This window comes from Mixta sp. Marseille-Q2659, assembly GCF_940807255.1.
In the GTDB taxonomy this organism is placed as follows: domain Bacteria; phylum Pseudomonadota; class Gammaproteobacteria; order Enterobacterales; family Enterobacteriaceae; genus Mixta.
Window position 1 is genome coordinate 24299 of the sequence record NZ_CALNWY010000013.1, and the last position, 14279, is coordinate 38577.

The following is a 14279-nucleotide window of genomic DNA, read 5'->3' on the forward strand; positions in this document are numbered from 1 at the left end:
TTTATCAGTAGCTGGATAATTAAGTTTTCGGTACTGGTTAAATAGGGAAGTAGTGGCTTGCTTTATTATTCATGCTGGCTTGGAAAAGGAGGAATTTAATAATCCGTTACGTGTCAGAAGCAGACATCGTTGCACAACCAATCAGGTGTAAAACGGTACCGAAAATATGCTGGAATTGAGAACATCGGAAAATGACAAAAAAGGCCAGACAGCAAGCCACAGCATCTGATTAGTGTTGCAAGTGACACGTTTATTAAGCCGCATGCACGGACGATCTGAGTTAATAAAACCTGTAGAAGTTTTAAGCGAGGCATGCAGAATGTGGAAGTCCGCTTGATGGGACACGGAGAAACCCTGTCTGCTATTTTTAAAATTTAAACTTTTAGGTAACAATCCCTGATTGTTGAAAATAAAGCTCAAAACGACCAGAAAGCAAGGACCAAATGAACAATATTTTCTTAAAAATTGATGGAATTAAGGGTGAATCAAAAGACGCACAGCATCTCGGATGGACTGATGTTAACGCCTATTCATGGGGTTCAAAAAGAAGTAGCGGTGCGCCAGGGGGGAAAGGAAAAGTTAATTACCATAACCTGACGGTACACTGCCAAGTTGATAAAACGACAGCGGGTGCCCTGCTATACGCCTCAAATGGTAACAGAATTAAAACGGTTGAACTGTCAGCCTGTAAAGCAGGCGACGGACAAATGGAGTATTACAGAATTACGCTGGAAAACGTCATCCTTGTGGAAGTGCTTTTCAGAGATCACGGGGCGACAACTGACGTTGAATACGAGTTTGAAGCTGATAAGGTGAAATTTCAGTACTGGGAACAGGGAGGCATGGGCGGTAAAGGCGCAGAATCCCGTATGGGCTGGGATATTAAAAATTCAATATCTTGCTTCTGACGCGCAGGGGATATTATGGGTACAAGTGCATTTTCTCACCTGAGGTACGATCTTGATACCTACATCATTGAGTTACAGCGCGTGGCTAATCTTGCTGCCTCGTTTTTGATAAGAGATTCGTTAATTCGCCATGACTATCTGCGTGATATTAATTCCAGTATCAGGGATTATCAGTCTCGTTTTGATGCGGAAATAAATCCTCAAAAAAAGATAGGGATCATCGAAGAGCTGAAAGCGGAGCTGAAACTCACAGAAAAAGAATATCAGATGCTCAGGATGAAAGATCGTGTCATCTATGCTGTGACGGATGTGTTTGAAGAGCATGGTGTCCTGAAATACGCCAAAATTGCTGGTGGCGTCGTTGGTGGTGGAATAGAAGCCTGGGGAGGGTATCGACTGACCAGGATTGGAAAATCGCTTAATCTTCGAGCCATGCGAGGGGTAGGGCTCATGCTCGTTACTCATGGTTTGAACGATATCTATGAATCGGCTTCCCCGCTAATTTATGAACATAAGCATACAGGGTTAATACGCAAGATTTACCGGGAGGCGGCAAATATGGCGGGGCTTAGTAATGATGCGGGGGACCTGGCTTATAGCGGTGTTGAATTTTCGCTAACGTTGTATGCTGCAATGAGAACTCCAGTACTTATCCAGAATCCTGGAAGACTTGCCACTAAATATCTTGGCGACCAGCCTGGGACTGGAAAGTTATTCCGATATGTAAGTAATGATTTTATATCTAAATGGGCCAGTAAAAACGGTGCTATGAAACTATATTTTTCAGGGAACTCTTTATATAAAGCTAAAGCTGAATTCATCGATGGCGGCTACAAATTCGACAATTAGAACCATAACGTTACTGCCAGTTTCATCAACTTAACCTGGCATTTTATGGTTCGGTTAGCCTCTCTGGCTGAGGAGCGTATGTCCAGTAAAGCAAAAAAGAGCATTCCGGCGGGCATGTAGAGATAAGACCACTCTCCAAAAATAAGCGTAGCAAGGGTAAATAAGATAATTGCGACGAAGTAGTATCTGGTCATGACGATTGACTTTTTTGCTTCTTCTTGTATCAGACGTTGAAGCGTCAATTTGTCTGTCAGATTAGGATGATAGATCTTTTTTAACGCCCTGAGTTGATCTTTAAAACCCAACAATTCTCGCTTACTAAACCTGGCATTTGCTATTTTACCTTTTAGATCTGACATCATCCCTTTCCTTGTCTTATCAATACCATAATATCTTACGATAAAACGCCTTCTCAATGATCATTGTTCTGCATATAACATCGCTTACATTCCTCCTGGCCATCGCCTTATCCATTTCGGCCAGAAATCGACCACGCTTATGTCAAAGGCGTAGTTTGCGTGGGCATTATGTTTTACATTAATCCAGCCGTTAAAGCGTTAACTGACGGGCTGGCAAAGTTACGACAGGTTGAACGAATGGCCGAGTCTGATGCGTGACCTGAGCAGGTGGATAAGATGGAGGCTGCGAAGTGTACTGTGGAAACAGTGGAAAACGGGCAGCAAGCGTTGCAGTGTACTGTGCAATCGCGGGGTAAGCAAAGACCTGGCGGCCCAGACGGTGGGAAGTTGCCATAAGCAGTGACAGATCAGTTGTAGCCCGGCACTGGGCATAGCTCTTCCCAACATACTGTTTATCAGACTCGGCCTGCCGGAGTTACAGGCAGGCGACGATCAACATAACCGAATCACCTTATACGGACCCGTACGTACGGTGGTGTGGGAGGAGACTGGTCGTGAGATCAACCCCTATCCCGATTCTGCAGATTCGGTATAGATAAGACGGGAAAGCCCTGTTTTATTGACGTGTGGAATGGGCGATGTGGCGTGTTCCCATTGGTTTATTCCAAAAGGCTGAGGGGATTGTTATTGCGCTAAAAGTTTTGCAGGAAGGCTTGTAGAGAGCTGAATGCTTACGTTTTCGGTTCTGGCTAAATAAGAAGGTCGTGGCTTGTTTTAGCCTTTGCGCTGGTAGGGCAGGAGGCAATTTAATCGTCCGTTAAATGCCTGAAGCGATCCTTCGCAATGTTTCGTCATGCAGCCTGGCGAACGGCTGCTTTGGCTTAATTCTGGCCATTAACACATAGAGGGAGTGTCAGCTTGCGACTGCACATAAGCGAGCATCGATCGGCACACTCACCGTAAAGATTGTCCCCGTCTTCAGCACGGTCAACAATGACACTCCCGCCGTGAATTTCTGCAACACGTTGAACAAAGGAGGTCCAGGTCGCAGGATCATTTACCTGCCGAACGGCCTCTTTATTTACCTGATTGCATCGACATCTGCTCGGCGGCCTTTAGGTGCTGCTCAACGACCGGCGTGTGTGCATCGGCAAGGGCCTTCACATCTGGATCCTTAATCATCTTAGAATCACTCTGCAGCTTCGACAGTACCATCTGGTGATCTTTGGTGCCGGCGTTTTCCATATACAACTTGTCAAATGCGTCGCCGCTCTGACTTTCCAGTTTGGTGGCCATGGCTTTGTGCATGGCGTCCGGCTCAGTTGGCAGTGTCACGCCTTTTTGCTGGGCGACTGTCTGTACTTTGTTCAAGGCATCACCGTGGTCTTTGACCATCTGCTGAGCAAATGCTTTGACTTCGCTGCTTTGGGCTTTGCTCAGCGCGATCTTGGCGGCGGCGATCTCATTGATATTGGCCTGCGCCATGTCCTTCAATGCTTTTTCATCGCCGGAACTGAGCTGGGCGCTCGATTCTGTCTGGCCTGCAGCGCCACTCTGTGCAGCACTCGTTGGCGTCTGAGCTTGCACGCCGACAGTGCTGAACATAGCTGCTATTGCTGATATGGCTAACAGCCCTTTCAAGCTTTTACTTTTTTGCATTTTGTTCTCCTGCGGGTCATAGGTAGGGTGAGTATCCGGTAATTAATCGTGCGCAGCTTTATAGGTCAATTTCAGCTGTAATGGTCAGTATAGTGGATCAACTGAGCCAGCAGATTAAGTTATGGTTCTCAACGGAGGATGGCAGGAAATGACGAAAGCGCTATGGAAGCTATAACGAAGGAAGCTTTCTGACTGAAACCGGAACGGCGCATTTAGTAAACCAGACGTTATTTTATAAATACTGTGCTTATCAACGGGCGAGCGGCGCTTTTCCGGTTGACGATCGTACTTGTAAGTTTGGCCGCCAGATGGCTGACCGGTTTTGCCGGATTCTCGATGCGCTGCAAAATCTGTTTGGCTGCGTGTTGCCCTAAAGAGAGCGGATCGATGGCTATCGTGGTCAGCGGCGGATTACTGTATGCGCCTGCGGAAACGCCATCATGACCAATCAGCGAGATATACCGGCTTGTACAGAGCCACTGCATATTTCAGGTCTGGAAACTCTGTTTGGTTGTGGCCTGATAATATTAACGCATACTACGATTTATTATCTCTATGAGTGGCACTAATAATTATTCCGCGCTGGTTGGCTTAATTGATCCTCATTATACAACGCTCTCATAACAGACTTGTGACATTTTTAACGTCAGTTGGCCTTCTTCTGAAATGACACAGCAGATGTTACGTTGATTAGTTAGTTGCTGTAATTAATAATTTTTTAAGATATTAGGTTTGGCATTTTGGTAATGACTCCAACTTACTGATAGTGTTTTATGTTCAGATAATGCCCGATGACCTTGTCATGCAGCTCCACCGATTTTGAGAACGACAGTGACTTCCGTCCCAGCCTTGCCAGATGTTGTCTCAGATTCAGGTTATGTCGCTCAATGCGCTGAGTGTAACGCTTGCTGATAACGTGCAGCTTTCCCTTCAGGCGTGATTCGTACAGCGGCCAGCCATCCGTCATCCATACCACGACCTCAAAGGCCGACAGCAGGCTCAGAAGACGCTCCAGTGTGGCCAGAGTGCGTTCACCGAAGACGTGCGCCACAACCGTCCTCCGTATCCTGTCATACGCGTAAAACAGCCAGCGCTGACGTGATTTAGCACCGACGTAGCCCCACTGTTCGTCCATTTCAGCGCAGACAATCACATCACTGCCCGGTTGTATGCGCGAGGTTACCGACTGCGGCCTGAGTTTTTTAAGTGACGTAAAACCGTGTTGAGGCCAACGCCCATAATGCGTGCACTGGCGCGACATCCGACGCCATTCATGGCCATATCAATGATTTTCTGGTGCGTACCGGGCTGAGAGGCGGTGTAAGTGAACTGTAGTTGCCATGTTTTACGGCAATGAGAGCAGAGATAGCGCTGATGTCCGGCAGTGCTTTTGCCGTTACGCACCACGCCTTCAGTAGCGGAGCAGGAAGGACATCTGATGGAAATGGAAGCCACACAAGCACCTTAAAATCACCATCATACACTAAATCAGTAAGTTGGCAGCATTACCTGGCATTTTTTATCAATAACTTTAAAGATAATTGGTCTATATTTTTCGTTTTTTTCACCCTGGGAATATTCATGTTTGCTCATTCGTATTTTGGGGCCGGACTGGCTGTTTTTATTTCTGCTTTTGCATTGTTATTAACTTGTGTGGTACCTGTAGAGTCCCTCATTCATTTAATGGAAGAAGGGCAACTGGTTGAGACATTAACGCTATACGCTTATGCTATCGCACTGCTCTATTTTATCTTGCGGCCTAATCTGCACATTACTTTTCTTACCCGCATCTCAATTATTTTGGTGTTGTTTGGCATGATGGCCAGAGAAGCAGATTTACATAAATATATCGCGCATATGAGCATGCTGAAACTGCGCTTCTGGACCGGCAATCTTCCTCTGTACACTAAACTGGAAGCTTTTTTTATCATGTTGCCTGTGGTGGCCGCCTGTCTTTATCTGGTTATTAAGCATGCAAAAAATATATGGCTTCAGGCGAGAGCGCATCAGGCTTATGCGATAACGACGGTAACGTTGGTTGTGTTAATACCGCTGACGAACATTGCCGATCGCTCACTGGGTTTACTGAAAGAGACATTTAGCTGGTACGCTCCCCACTGGTTAATCGCGCTGCAGACCTCGCAGGAGGAGATGCTGGAGATGTCTCTGCCTTTGCTGGCCCTGGTTGCAGCGCTGCAGTTCCGATGCAGTAAAAAAGCGAAAGCCATTCGACAGACTTACATCGGATAAAATATTTTATAGGAAATGAATGTCTATTTATTTCCTCTGGTTCCTTTCTTTTACCTGCGCCTGGGATATTTATGCTAAGAAAAAATAAATATGATAAATTTACTCTGCACTATAAAGAGGATAATGTCGTCTACAACCAGATATTCCTGGATTTTATTAATTACAAACTGCCGATCCTGAAAGTATTCCGCAATCAGGAAAAGACCAAGGTCATGCTAATTGAATACGGCAGGAAGTACTATGTAATGAAAGTATTCAAGCCTAACGGTAAACCGATTGAAATATTATATAAATCACTCTTTAAAAAGGATTACTGTTTAAATCTCATTAGAAGAAATGACCAACTCTGGGACAGGGGTATGCGTTTTCAGAATGACATTTACCTGTTGGCGCAACGCAAGAGAAGATTCTGTACCGATCTGGTAATGCTGCCAACTTACTGATTTAGTGTATGATGGTGATTTTAAGGTGCTTGTGTGGCTTCCATTTCCATCAGATGTCCTTCCTGCTCCGCTACTGAAGGCGTGGTGCGTAACGGCAAAAGCACTGCCGGACATCAGCGCTATCTCTGCTCTCATTGCCGTAAAACATGGCAACTACAGTTCACTTACACCGCCTCTCAGCCCGGTACGCACCAGAAAATCATTGATATGGCCATGAATGGCGTCGGATGTCGCGCCAGTGCACGCATTATGGGCGTTGGCCTCAACACGGTTTTACGTCACTTAAAAAACTCAGGCCGCAGTCGGTAACCTCGCGCATACAACCGGGCAGTGATGTGATTGTCTGCGCTGAAATGGACGAACAGTGGGGCTACGTCGGTGCTAAATCACGTCAGCGCTGGCTGTTTTACGCGTATGACAGGATACGGAGGACGGTTGTGGCGCACGTCTTCGGTGAACGCACTCTGGCCACACTGGAGCGTCTTCTGAGCCTGCTGTCGGCCTTTGAGGTCGTGGTATGGATGACGGATGGCTGGCCGCTGTACGAATCACGCCTGAAGGGAAAGCTGCACGTTATCAGCAAGCGTTACACTCAGCGCATTGAGCGACATAACCTGAATCTGAGACAACATCTGGCAAGGCTGGGACGGAAGTCACTGTCGTTCTCAAAATCGGTGGAGCTGCATGACAAGGTCATCGGGCATTATCTGAACATAAAACACTATCAGTAAGTTGGAGTCATTACCGGATTTTTCATATTATTTGCTGAAAGTAAAATTCAATATTCGTCATAAAATAAAAAGCGGAAAAAACAGAGTGGCGAAAATTTTTTGTTAGCTGGAGACGCAGGCGCTACTCATAATTTGTCCTTTAACCCGCTGGTTAACTCTGCCGCGCTGTTGCCTGCCGCCATCGCTGCTGGCTAACGTTTTATCTGGCCGCCCGCTTAGGTATACCGGACAGAGATCGTCCACACTTACGTCAAAGGCGTAGTCTGTGCGGGCATTGTGTTTTACACTGCGCGCTGCAAAATCTGAGTAGATAAACAAGTATCAGGTGGTAATGGCGATGAACGGAACGATCACAACGTGGTTTGAGGATAAAGGTTTTGGATTTATCAAAGATGAGAACGGTGATAACCGTTATTTTCATGTGATTAAGGTCGCCAACCCTGAGCTGATTAAGAAAGATGCGGCGGTAACGTTCGAGCCCGGCACCAACAGTAAAGGCCTGTCAGCCTATGCGGTGAAAGTCGTCCCGGAAAGCAAATATATCTATATTGCGGGCGAGCGCCTGAAGCTTTCCTCGATTAAGTCTTACGTGGTTTACAGCGAAGAAGTGCCAGTTGAGACGCGCATTGATAAAGAAAAAACGGTTCTCTCGGTGGGCCTGTTGATGAATAGCATCAGGCCAAAATCAGACGTAAAGCCGGGTGAAATGCGTTCGCTGAAAAAGCTGGCGATCACCACCTTTCACGGATCGACGTTAATCTTTTCGGAAGATGAGATCGATATTGATGCCACGGTAAAACTGCTCAAGGTCTGAGATAATCCGGACGGACCCAGCGCCAGTTAAGCGGATTCGCTGACTGGCCTTAATGCGCTCGTGATACGGCGCTTTTACCGACGATACTACGCAGCACCGACCTTAACCCTGGGGATGACGTATGAATAAAGAGATACCACTTAAATATTATGACATCGTCGATGAGTATTCGACGGAATCGGCAAAGCCGGTAAACGAGACAGAACATGAATCCCTGGCGCACTATTTCCAGCTGCTGCTTACCCGCCTGATGAATAACGAAGAGATCAGTGAAGATGCGCAGAAAGAAATGGCCATCGAAGCCGGTATCGATGAAGAGCGTATTGATGATATCGCGGAATTTCTGAATCAGTGGGGCAATGAATAGCGCCCGCTGAGGTTATCTTTATGCAGGCAACATGCGTTCGCTCCGCGCTATAAATAAGCCCCGTTACGGGGCTTATTTATGCTTCAAACGGCGGTTTCCTGTCTTCTCGCCCGATCTCCGGCGCAACATCTGAATCCTCGCAGTGAGCTTACTCTGGCTGCTCCAGCGCCAGCGGCCGCCGCTGTTTCCTGACCCGCCAGAACCAGATCGCCGTCAGCAGCGCCAGCCAGACCAGTCCGGCCATTAACGCCATGCGCGTTTCGGCTACGGCGCCCAGTACGCCGATCACCAACAGCATAAACAGCAGCGTCAACACCGGCGCCAGCGGCCAGAAGGGCACCGGAAAACGGATCTCCCGGCGCTCCTCAGCGGTTAAGCTGCGGCGCATCGCAAAGTGCGACAGCAGGATCATCAGCCATACCCAAAGCGTAGCGAAAGCGGCCAGCGACGCGATCAGCACAAACACCTGTTCCGGGATCAGATAGTTAAGCACCACGGCTGCCAGCAGAGAGGCCGCCAGGACCACCACCGTCATCCAGGGCACGCCGTTGCGGGCCAGGCGCAAAAAGCTTTTCGGCGCCATACCTTCCTGCGCCATGCCGAACATCATGCGACCCGCGCCGAAAATATCGCTGTTAATCGCCGAGATAGTGGCGCTAATCACGATAATATTCAGCACGTTGGCGGCGGCAGGCAATCCCAGCCCTTCAAAAATCAATACAAACGGGCTGCCCTGTTGCCCGATGCTGGTCCATGGAAAAATTGCCATCAGGATAAACAGCGTGCAGACATAAAACAGGATAATGCGCAGCGGAATCGTATTAATCGCCCGTGGGATGACCTTTTCCGGGTTGCGCGCTTCCGCCGCCGTGATGCCGATAATTTCGATGCCGCCGAACGCAAACATCACAATGCCGAGCGAGGCGACGATCCCGCCGAAGCCCTCCGGCGCAAAGCCGCCGTGTGACCAGAGATTCTCCACGCCGGTTGCCGGAAAATGGTGGCCAAAGCCAAAGAAAATCACGCCTGCGCCTGCCGCAATCATGGCGACAATCGCTGTCACCTTAATCAGCGACAGCCAAAATTCCATTTCGCCAAACACCTTTACATGGCACAGATTCAGCGCGCCGATAAAACAGATGATGCTCAGCACCCAAATCCAGCGCGGCACATCCGGATACCACAGCCCCATATAAACGCCGAAGGCGGTCACATCCGCCAGGCAGACAATGATCATCTCGAAGGTATAAGTCCAGCCGGTGATAAAACCGGCCAGCGGGCCGAGATAGTGACGGGCGTAGCTGCCGAACGAGCCAGAAACGGGATTGCGTACCGCCATCTCTCCCAGCGCGCGCATCACAATAAATACCGCGGCGCCGCCCACCAGATAGGCCAGCAGCACGGCCGGGCCAGCCATCTGAATCGCGGCGGCGGAGCCGTAAAAAAGTCCGGTGCCGATAGCGGAACCCAACGCAATAAAGCGAATATGACGCGCGCTGAGCCCGCGCAGCAGATGCGATGTTTGTTGTTGCATAGCAGGATCCTGATTAGAAGATGATAACTGCAAATATGCGTATGGCTGCCGGAGGCGTTTTTTCCGGCAGCATACAGAGACAACAGTTATTGATGGCTGGGCAGTACGGCAGGCAACAGCGCCGTCAAATGACGGTAGCTCAACAGCTCAGCGGCGCGTTCAATATCCGGCGCGAAGAAACGATCCTGAGTGTAATGCGCAACCTGCTCGCGCAGCAGATGGCGCGCTTTTTCCAGCGGTGGGCTGGTTTTCAGCCCTTCGCGCAAATCGACACCCTGGCAGGCGGCAAGCCACTCCACGGCAATCACGCCGCGCGTATTGGCCGCCATTTCCCACAGCCGACGACCGGCGGCGGGCGCCATGGAAACATGATCTTCCTGGTTGGCGGAGGTTGGCAGGCTATCAACGCTGTGCGGATGTGCCAGCGCCTTGTTTTCACTCGCCAGCGCGGCGGCAGTCACCTGGGCGATCATAAAGCCGGAGTTAACGCCGCCGTTTTTCACCAGGAAAGGCGGCAGTTGCGACATATGCTTATCCATCATCAGCGCGACGCGTCGCTCGGAAAGGGCGCCGATCTCGGCAATGGCCAGCGCGAGGTTATCCGCCGCCATCGCTACCGGTTCGGCGTGGAAGTTGCCGCCGGAGATCACCTCATTCTCTTCGGCAAATACCAGCGGGTTATCCGAAACCGCGTTGGCCTCGATTAACAGCACCTCCGCCGCCTGGCGGATCTGCGTCAGGCAGGCGCCCATCACCTGCGGCTGGCAGCGCAGCGAATAGGGATCCTGTACCTTGTCGCAATTCTGATGGGATTGTGCGATCTCGCTGCTGTCGGTTAACAGGTGACGAAACAGCGCCGCCGCATCAATCTGTCCACGCTGGCCGCGCACCTCGTGAATACGCGCATCGAACGGGCGACGCGAGCCCAGCACCGCTTCGGTGGTCAGCGCGCCGCAGACAATGGCCGAAGCGAACAGATCCTCCGCTTCAAACAGGCCGCGCAGGGCAAAGGCGGTAGAGGTTTGGGTGCCGTTAAGCAGCGCCAGGCCTTCTTTAGCGGCCAGCGTAATCGGCTGCAGGCCCGCTTTTGCCAGCGCTTCTGTGGCTGGCAGCCATTCGTCCTGATAGCGCGCTTTGCCTTCGCCGAGCAGCGTCAGCGACATATGCGCCAGCGGTGCCAGATCGCCCGATGCGCCCACCGAGCCTTTAGCCGGAATAAACGGAAAGACCTCGGCGTTCACCAGCGCCATCAGCGCCTGAATCACGCTCAGGTGAATGCCGGAAAAACCGCGCGCCAGACTATTGATTTTCAACACCATCATCAGGCGCACCAGCTTATCGTCCAGCGGCTCGCCGATGCCCGCCGCATGGGAAAGCACCAGCGAGCGCTGTAAATTTTCCAGATCTTCCGCCGGAATACGCGTCTGGGCCAGCAGCCCGAAACCGGTATTAATGCCGTAGGCGGTGCGGCCTTCGGCGAGAATGGCGTTTACGCTGGCCACGCTGCTGTTGATTGCCGGAATGGCGCGCTCATCCAGCTCAATGTGAACCGGATTGCTGTAGATGTCGCGCAGCTGGGCGAGGGTGAGCGTGCCGGGCGTCAGTGTGAAGTTCATATCAGCGTTTCTCCTGGGTTGCCGCAATCATCGGCAGATTAAGCTGCTGTTCCGCCGCGCAGTTGATGGCGATGTCGTAACCGGCATCGGCGTGGCGCATGACGCCGGTCGCCGGATCGTTATGCAGCACGCGGGCGATACGCGCTGCCGCTTCATCGCTGCCGTCGCAGACAATTACCATGCCCGCATGCTGCGAGAAGCCCATGCCCACGCCGCCGCCATGATGCAGGGAAACCCAGGTGGCGCCGCTGGCGGTATTGAGCAAGGCATTCAGCAACGGCCAGTCAGAGACCGCGTCGGAGCCGTCGCGCATCGCTTCGGTCTCGCGGTTGGGGCTGGCGACCGAGCCAGAATCGAGATGGTCGCGACCGATGACGATCGGCGCGGAAACTTCGCCGCTGCGTACCATTTCGTTAAATGCCAGGCCCAGCTTCTGACGCCACTCCAGGCCTACCCAGCAGATGCGCGCCGGCAGTCCCTGAAAGCTGATGCGTTCGCGCGCCATATCCAGCCAGTGATGGAGATGCTTGTCGTCTTTAATTAGCTCTTTAACTTTGGCGTCGGTTTTATAGATATCCTGCGGATCGCCAGACAGCGCGACCCAGCGGAACGGGCCGATGCCGCGACAGAACAACGGACGAATATAGGCGGGCACGAAGCCGGGGAAATCAAAGGCATTTTCCACGCCCATCTCTTTTGCCATCTGACGAATATTGTTGCCGTAATCAAAAACCGGCACGCCCATCTGTTTGAATGCCAGCATCGCCCTGACATGATCGGCCATTGAACGTTTTGCCGCTTCGGTCACCGCCTGTGGTTCGGTTTGCGCGCGATGCTGGTACGTTTCCCACTGCCAGCCTTTTGGCAGATAGCCGTGTAGCGGATCGTGCGCGCTGGTCTGATCGGTGACCATGTCCGGCCGCACGCCGCGCTTCACCAGTTCCGGCAGGATCTCTGCCGCATTGGCGCACAGCGCAACCGAAACCGCCCGGCCTTCAGCGGTATATTTTTTGATGCGATTAAGCGCGTCATCCAGCGAATCGGCCTGCTCATCCACATAGCGCGTGCGCAGACGAAAATCGATGCGGCTCTGCTGGCATTCAATATTCAGTGAGCTGGCGCCTGCCAGCGTAGCTGCCAGCGGCTGCGCGCCGCCCATGCCGCCCAGACCGGCGGTCAGGATCCAGCGGCCGGTCAGATCGCCGTTGAAGTGTTGGCGACCTGCTTCGACAAAGGTTTCATAAGTGCCCTGTACGATCCCCTGGCTGCCGATATAGATCCAGCTGCCGGCGGTCATCTGGCCATACATCGCCAGCCCTTTGGCGTCCAGCTCGTTAAAGTGTTCCCAGGTCGCCCAGTGCGGCACCAGGTTCGAGTTGGCGATTAACACGCGCGGGGCGTTTTCATGGGTTTTAAACACGCCGACCGGCTTGCCGGACTGCACCAGCAGCGTCTCGTCGCTTTCCAGTTTTTCCAGCGATGCCACGATGGCGTCAAAGCATTCCCAGTCGCGAGCCGCGCGGCCAATGCCGCCATATACCACCAGCTCATGCGGGTTTTCCGCTACTTCCGGGTCGAGATTGTTCATCAGCATGCGTAGCGGCGCTTCGGTGAGCCAGCTTTTGGCATTGAGCGTGGTGCCACGCGGGGCACGGATTTCCTTGTCTCGGTATTTGCTTTGCGGCATCGCAGTTAACTCCTGACGGTTGCATTAACAAGTATCTGGCCTGGTGAGGCCGTTCAGAGAACATCTGCAAACACATATACTTGTATATACAAATGCGTGCAAGCCGGGATTTAACAATAAAGAAACAATAAAAATCTTTATTTATCAGCGTAATAAAAAGGCGAGGAAATCGTGTTTAAAGAAGTGTTTTCTAATTTATCTTTTTATTTCAATTAAATAGTATGAAATGGCACTTTTAAGCGAATTTGCGTTAGTTATCACGAATTTCACCATTTTTTTACTTCGCGGCAAATCCGTATTTTGCCGTGGGTTACGACATAAAATGTCCCTGTAAACGATAGCGCGAGCCGGGAAATAGCAGGCGAGCATGAGAGACAATATGCTGTGTGGACCAGGTGCGACGGTGGATTAACAGGCAGGGTTCGCCGTCGTCTATCTGCAGTAGCGTACGTTCTTCCGGCGTTGCCCGTACCGCCTCGACAATATGCTCGCCTTCAGTAAGCGGGGCTACCCGCGAAAGGTAGGCGTGCGGCGTGGTGTGGGTAAAATCCTGAGCCAGATAATCGGGCGCGACCGTCGCATTGACGCAACGATCCTCAATCTGCACCGGCATATCGTTTTCAAAATGAACCATGATCGAATGAAAGACCGGCGTGCCTTCTTCCACATCCAGCGCCGTTGCCTGATTAAAACCGGCGTCGATCAGCTCAAGCTTCAGTACCTGGCAGCGATGCTGATGTTGGCGAGCGGCGATTTCATCGGCGATGCTGCGGATCTCAAACAGCGCCGATTGCCCTTTGGGCTCCGCAACAAAGGTGCCGACGCCCTGGAGACGTACCAGCAGACCTTCATCGGTCAGCTCGCGTAGCGCGCGATTAATCGTCATCCGGCTAAAGCCGAACTGCGCCACCAGCTCCGCTTCGGAAGGAATGCGATCGTGCGGACGCCAAACGCCTGCGGCGATCTTTTTACTGATCGCCTGTTTGACTTTGGCATAAAAGGGCGCGGGCGTGCCGGCAACTGCCGATCGGGATCGGGACGAAAACATACGGGCCTTCCTTA

The 14279-nt window shown here is 51.3% G+C and carries 15 protein-coding genes; 7 read left to right on the forward strand and 8 right to left on the reverse strand.

Translation table 11 applies throughout. The features are described 5' to 3' along the window. Positions 1-443 precede the first annotated feature (443 nt). Together P3C52_RS11145 and P3C52_RS11150 are read left to right on the forward strand one after the other, a co-directional pair. Positions 444-908, forward strand: coding sequence for a type VI secretion system tube protein Hcp (locus tag P3C52_RS11145; protein WP_275555066.1), 465 nt, complete (start codon positions 444-446; stop codon positions 906-908). A gap of 15 nt (positions 909-923) precedes the next feature. Then, positions 924-1757 carry a DUF4225 domain-containing protein gene (locus P3C52_RS11150; RefSeq protein WP_275555067.1) on the forward strand — a complete coding sequence of 278 codons (834 nt, stop codon included), beginning with the start codon at positions 924-926 and terminating at the stop codon, positions 1755-1757. Here the strand turns inward: P3C52_RS11150 and P3C52_RS11155 are convergent. Beyond that, positions 1754-2119 (reverse strand): hypothetical protein, encoded by a 366-nt coding sequence (locus P3C52_RS11155; RefSeq protein ID WP_275555068.1) that lies wholly within the window; start codon positions 2117-2119, stop codon positions 1754-1756. The genes P3C52_RS11150 and P3C52_RS11155 overlap by 4 nt on opposite strands. A 247-nt stretch (positions 2120-2366) precedes the next feature. On the opposite strand from P3C52_RS11155, the gene P3C52_RS11160 reads away from it, so the two are divergent. Next, the gene (locus tag P3C52_RS11160; protein ID WP_275555069.1) at positions 2367-2519 is read left to right on the forward strand and encodes a hypothetical protein; all 153 of its coding nucleotides are present in this window, start codon (positions 2367-2369) and stop codon (positions 2517-2519) included. A 674-nt stretch (positions 2520-3193) separates the two neighbouring features. Here the strand turns inward: P3C52_RS11160 and P3C52_RS11165 are convergent. The 3 genes from P3C52_RS11165 to P3C52_RS11175 all read right to left on the reverse strand — a co-directional run bounded on the left by P3C52_RS11165 (position 3194) and on the right by P3C52_RS11175 (position 5230). Then, positions 3194-3775, reverse strand: a complete 582-nt coding sequence (locus P3C52_RS11165) for a DUF4142 domain-containing protein (RefSeq protein WP_275555071.1) — start codon at positions 3773-3775, stop codon at positions 3194-3196. Positions 3776-4002: 227 nt separating this feature from the next. Continuing rightward, positions 4003-4260, reverse strand: a complete 258-nt coding sequence (locus P3C52_RS11170; RefSeq protein WP_275555072.1) for a substrate-binding domain-containing protein — start codon at positions 4258-4260, stop codon at positions 4003-4005. Between the two features lie 272 nt (positions 4261-4532). Beyond that, a protein-coding gene (locus P3C52_RS11175; RefSeq protein WP_094106546.1) for an IS1 family transposase occupies positions 4533-5230 on the reverse strand; the annotation gives its coding sequence in 2 pieces (ribosomal slippage) (positions 4533-4981 and positions 4981-5230; 699 coding nt in all). Here P3C52_RS11175 and P3C52_RS11180 point away from each other — a divergent pair. The 4 genes from P3C52_RS11180 to P3C52_RS11195 all read left to right on the forward strand — a co-directional run bounded on the left by P3C52_RS11180 (position 5150) and on the right by P3C52_RS11195 (position 8380). Beyond that, positions 5150-6025 (forward strand): hypothetical protein, encoded by an 876-nt coding sequence (locus P3C52_RS11180; RefSeq protein WP_275555144.1) that lies wholly within the window; start codon positions 5150-5152, stop codon positions 6023-6025. The genes P3C52_RS11175 and P3C52_RS11180 overlap by 81 nt on opposite strands. 476 nt (positions 6026-6501) lie before the next feature. After that, a protein-coding gene (locus P3C52_RS11185; protein WP_094106546.1) for an IS1 family transposase occupies positions 6502-7199 on the forward strand; the annotation gives its coding sequence in 2 pieces (ribosomal slippage) (positions 6502-6751 and positions 6751-7199; 699 coding nt in all). 331 nt (positions 7200-7530) lie between these two features. Then, the gene (locus P3C52_RS11190; protein WP_275555073.1) at positions 7531-8013 is read left to right on the forward strand and encodes a cold shock domain-containing protein; all 483 of its coding nucleotides are present in this window, start codon (positions 7531-7533) and stop codon (positions 8011-8013) included. A 121-nt stretch (positions 8014-8134) separates the two neighbouring features. After that, positions 8135-8380: a DUF2543 family protein gene (locus P3C52_RS11195; protein ID WP_275555074.1), complete on the forward strand. Its 246-nt coding sequence runs from the start codon at positions 8135-8137 to the stop codon at positions 8378-8380. A 148-nt stretch (positions 8381-8528) separates the two neighbouring features. Here the strand turns inward: P3C52_RS11195 and P3C52_RS11200 are convergent, their stop codons facing one another. The 4 genes from P3C52_RS11200 to P3C52_RS11215 form a co-directional block, all read right to left on the reverse strand. Further along, entirely contained in the window at positions 8529-9914 is a 1386-nt protein-coding gene (locus P3C52_RS11200) for an amino acid permease (RefSeq protein ID WP_275555075.1), read from the reverse strand. Positions 9915-10000: 86 nt separating this feature from the next. Continuing rightward, the gene (gene hutH, locus P3C52_RS11205) at positions 10001-11530 is read right to left on the reverse strand and encodes a histidine ammonia-lyase (RefSeq protein ID WP_275555076.1); all 1530 of its coding nucleotides are present in this window, start codon (positions 11528-11530) and stop codon (positions 10001-10003) included. Between the two features lies 1 nt (position 11531). Next, positions 11532-13217 (reverse strand): urocanate hydratase, encoded by a 1686-nt coding sequence (hutU, locus tag P3C52_RS11210; RefSeq protein ID WP_275555077.1) that lies wholly within the window; start codon positions 13215-13217, stop codon positions 11532-11534. Between the two features lie 310 nt (positions 13218-13527). Beyond that, positions 13528-14265: a histidine utilization repressor gene (locus tag P3C52_RS11215; RefSeq protein WP_275555078.1), complete on the reverse strand. Its 738-nt coding sequence runs from the start codon at positions 14263-14265 to the stop codon at positions 13528-13530. Between the last annotated feature and the right edge of the window lie 14 nt (positions 14266-14279).